This window comes from Aeromicrobium sp. PFPM2_SD2, assembly GCF_057364525.1.
Map to the genome: position 1 here is coordinate 1 of NZ_JBNFNZ010000262.1, position 3,611 is coordinate 3,611.

Sequence of the window (3,611 nt, forward strand, 5' to 3'; positions counted from 1 at the left end):
CTTCGGCGCGGGCCCCGCCCTGCGTCGCAGGACCGGGCGCGGCGGCTAGGCCGGCGCGACCTCGCCGAGCCAGGCGAGCAGCGCGGCGTTGACCTCGTCGGGCCGTTCCTGCTGGACCCAGTGGCCGGCGCCGTCCAGCACGACGCTCGCACGCAGGTCGGTGACCCACCCGTCCATCGCCTGCGCGGGCATGAACAGCGCGACGGGGTCGCGCGAGCCGGTGAGGAAGAAGGCCGGCTGGGTGACCCGGCGGTCGGTCCAGTCGCGGGTGAGCTCGGCGTTGCGGTCCAGGTTGCGGTAGTACGACAGGCCGCCGGCGAACCCGGTGCGCTCGAACGCCCGCACGTACACGTCGAGGTCGTCCTCGGTCATCCAGCGCGGGCGGCTCACGTCCTCGCCCTCGCGGCGGCCCCAGTCCTCGCCCCAGACCTCGGTCGTGCTCAGCGTGCGGCGGACGTCGGCCTCCAGGACGGCCTCGGCGACGCCGGGCTCCTGGAACCACAGCATGTAGAAGTCCTCGCCCAGCCGCCGCCGGAAGACCTCGGTCGGCACCGACGCCGTCGGCGGCGTGAACGGGACGCTCAGGCCGGCGACGGCGCGCACCCGCTCGGGTTGGCCGGTGGCCAGCAGCCACACGACGTTCGCGCCCCAGTCGTGCCCCACGAAGACCGCCGACTCCTCCCCGACGTCGTCGAGGTAGCCGGTCAGGTCGCGGCCGAGCGTCAGCGCGTCGTACCCCTCGGGGCCGGGCGGGACGTCGGACGCCCCGTAGCCGCGCATGTCGGGCACGGCCACGCGGTAGCCGGCCCGGACGAGCGCCGGCACCTGGTGACGCCAGGAGTGCCCCAGCTCGGGGAACCCGTGCACGAGGACGACCAGCGGACCCTCGCCCTCCTCGCGGACGGACAGCTCGATCCCGTTGGTGGCGACCCGGCGCACGCTCATGACGCCAGTCTGGAGGGGCCGGGGGTCAGGCCGAGGCGGTCTGCGCGGGGAAGTAGAGCACCTGGATGCAGTCGCGGCAGGCCTGCGGGTTCACCGCCGTGAAGCCCTGGTCGTAGAAGACCTTCCACTCGATCGCGGCCATGCCGCACGCCGTGGTCGGGGAGCCGACCTCCCGGGCGTGGAACGTGCCGTACGGACCCCAGCCGCCGGGCACCTGCCGGCGGTGCGGCGACGACGCGAAGTAGCGCGACGCGATGGTGGGACGAGTGGTGCGGGACGACAGGGCGACGGCCATCGGGAAAACCCCTCACTAGAACTGAGTCTCACAGCACGACACTGAGTGTCATTACGGCAGTGTTACGTGTGGCTCAAGTCTCGTCAAGCGGAGCGACCGGATCCGTCACGATGGACGCATGAGCACCGACGCCCGCGACCGCATCGTCCAGGCGGCGATGGAGCTGTTCGCGGCGCACGGCTACGCGCAGACGAGCGTCGACGACATCGCCACCGCCGCCCAGGTCAGCCGGTCCACGTTCTTCCGCTACTTCGGCTCCAAGGAGTCGGTGGTCTTCCCCGACCACGACCAGATGCTGGCCGACATCCGGCGCGGCCTCGAGGCGTCCACCCAGCGCTCGGCGCTGGACGCGGTCAGTGCGGCGATCAAGACGGTGCTCGTGCACTACGTCAGCGAGGGCGAGCACGCGCGGCGCCGCTACCGCCTGACCAGCAGCATCCAGGCCCTGCGCGAGCGCGAGATCGCCATGGTGGCGCGCTACCAGCGGCTGTTCCGGCAGTACATCACCCGCTACGACGTGCCTTCCGACGGATCGCCGCTGCGCGCCGAGCTCATGGCCGCCGCCGTGGTGTCGGCGCACAACCACGTGCTGCGGCGCTGGCTGCGCGGCGAGTGCGACGAGCCGATGATCGAGATCGACCAGGCCCTGCAGCTCGTGGCCGACGTCTTCGTCGTCCAGGACGGTGCGCCGCCGGCCGTCCTCGTGCTCGAGTCCGGACGCTCGCTGGCCGACGTGCTGCCCGCCCTGCGCGCCGCCGTCTCCGGCTAGCCCCCCGGGCATGAGAAAGGCCGCGGTCGATCCGATGGATCGACCGCGGCCTCGAGTGCGGCGCGTCGCGAGCCCCCCTGATGCCCGCGACGGGCCGGACTGGTCTCAGGAAGCGAGCGGCTGGGAGGCAGCCTTGCGACCGGCAAGGATCTCGGCGCGCTCGTTCACGGTCAGGCCGCCCCAGACGCCGTAGGGCTCCTGGACCGAGAGGGCGTGCTCGCGGCACTCCTGGATGACCGGGCACGTGGCGCAGAAGGACTTCGCCTTGGCCTCACGAGCGGCGCGACGCGGGCCGCGCTCGAACTCCGGCGAGAAGAAGGTGTCGGGGTCGGCGTTGTTGCACGCACCCTCGTACTGCCACTCGTAGGTCTCGATGAGCGGCATCGGCAGACGGTTGACGTTGACCATGGCGTCCTTCTTTCCCCCAGGTGATGGGCGTCCGGTCGACGCCCGCTTCCAAAACCTGTTCAGAACTTACTCAAAACCTGTTCACGAGCGCAAGGAGGTTGAAGAAGTTTCTTGCGCAGAACTTGTTCACCGTCTCGGACGCCCTGGAATCCCGGGGCTGGACGCGCGAACTTACCGCCGGGTAACGTGCCGGCATGACCGAGTCACGCGTCCAGGTGGAGCACGCCGGACCCCTCGCCCACGTCCGTCTGAACCGGCCCGACAAGCTCAACGGCTTCGACCTGGAGCTCATCGCCGAGCTGATCGAGGCCGGCGAGACGCTCGCCCGCGACCGCGACGTCCGCGTGGTGGTGCTGAGCGGCAACGGACGCTCGTTCTGCGCCGGCCTGGACTTCGCCGCCGCCTTCCAGGACAAGAAGCGCGTCGCCCGGATGTTCTTCGCCGGTCCCAGGCGGGCCAACGACTTCCAGCGCGTCAACGAGGTCTGGCGCTCGCTGCCGGTGCCGGTCATCGCCGTCGTCCACGGCCACTGCTTCGGCGCGGGCCTGCAGCTCGCCGCCAACGCCGACTTCCGGTTCACGACGCCCGACGCGAAGTGGTCCATCCTCGAGGCCAAGTGGGGCCTGGTGCCCGACATGGGCGGCACGGTGCCGTTCAGCGAGCTGCTGCGCACCGACGTGCTCCTGCGGCTCGCGCTGACCGGCGAGGTCTTCAGCGGCGAGCGGGCCGCGGAGCTGGGCCTGGCCACGGGCGTCGGCGACGACCCGCACGCGGCGGCCCTGGAGCTGGCCGAGCAGATCATCGCCCGCTCCCCGGACTCGGTCGCCGCGACCAAGCGGCTCGTGCTGGCCACCCGCCGCGGCAGCGTCCGCGAGGCGTTCCGGCTGGAGCGCCGGCTCCAGTCGCGCATGTTCAAGTCGCCCAACACCAAGATCGCCCGTCAGGCCGGGACGGCCGGCACCGAGCCGGAGTTCGGGCCCCGCACGTTCGGCTGAGCGCGCCGGCCGCTCGTAAGGTGAGCGCCATGATCACGGTCGTCGGCGAGGCCCTGGTGGACGTCCTGGTGCGGGCGGACGGCACACGCGTCGAGCGCCCCGGCGGGAGCCCGGCCAACGTCGCGCTCGGGCTGGCCCGGCTGGGGCACGACGTCCGCCTCGTCACCTCGGTGGGCGACGACGAGCGCGGGCGCGTGTC

The 3,611-nt window shown here is 71.9% G+C and carries 6 protein-coding genes; 3 read left to right on the forward strand and 3 right to left on the reverse strand.

Annotated features, from left to right (window positions below):
• Nucleotides 1–45: 45 nt before the first annotated feature.
• On the reverse strand, nt 46–945 hold the full coding sequence (locus AC2W7G_RS11670; RefSeq protein WP_485868586.1) for an alpha/beta fold hydrolase: 900 nt from the start codon (nt 943–945) through the stop codon (nt 46–48).
• Between the two features lie 25 nt (nt 946–970).
• Entirely contained in the window at nt 971–1,240 is a 270-nt protein-coding gene (locus tag AC2W7G_RS11675; RefSeq protein WP_485868587.1) for a hypothetical protein, read from the reverse strand.
• A gap of 118 nt (nt 1,241–1,358) precedes the next feature.
• Between AC2W7G_RS11675 and AC2W7G_RS11680 the strand changes: the two genes are divergently transcribed.
• Entirely contained in the window at nt 1,359–2,009 is a 651-nt protein-coding gene (locus AC2W7G_RS11680; protein ID WP_485868588.1) for a TetR family transcriptional regulator, read from the forward strand.
• A gap of 105 nt (nt 2,010–2,114) precedes the next feature.
• Here AC2W7G_RS11680 and AC2W7G_RS11685 read toward each other — a convergent pair whose 3' ends face one another.
• A complete protein-coding gene (locus AC2W7G_RS11685) occupies nt 2,115–2,417 on the reverse strand; it encodes a WhiB family transcriptional regulator (RefSeq protein ID WP_485868589.1) in 303 nt (100 codons plus the stop codon).
• A gap of 194 nt (nt 2,418–2,611) precedes the next feature.
• On the opposite strand from AC2W7G_RS11685, the gene AC2W7G_RS11690 reads away from it, so the two are divergent.
• Both AC2W7G_RS11690 and AC2W7G_RS11695 read left to right on the forward strand, forming a co-directional pair.
• Complete coding sequence (locus AC2W7G_RS11690) at nt 2,612–3,412, forward strand: crotonase/enoyl-CoA hydratase family protein (protein WP_485868590.1); 801 nt, start codon at nt 2,612–2,614, stop codon at nt 3,410–3,412.
• A 29-nt stretch (nt 3,413–3,441) separates the two neighbouring features.
• Nucleotides 3,442–3,611, forward strand: a 170-nt coding sequence (locus AC2W7G_RS11695; RefSeq protein ID WP_485868591.1) for a PfkB family carbohydrate kinase, incomplete at its 3' end; no start/stop codon positions are given.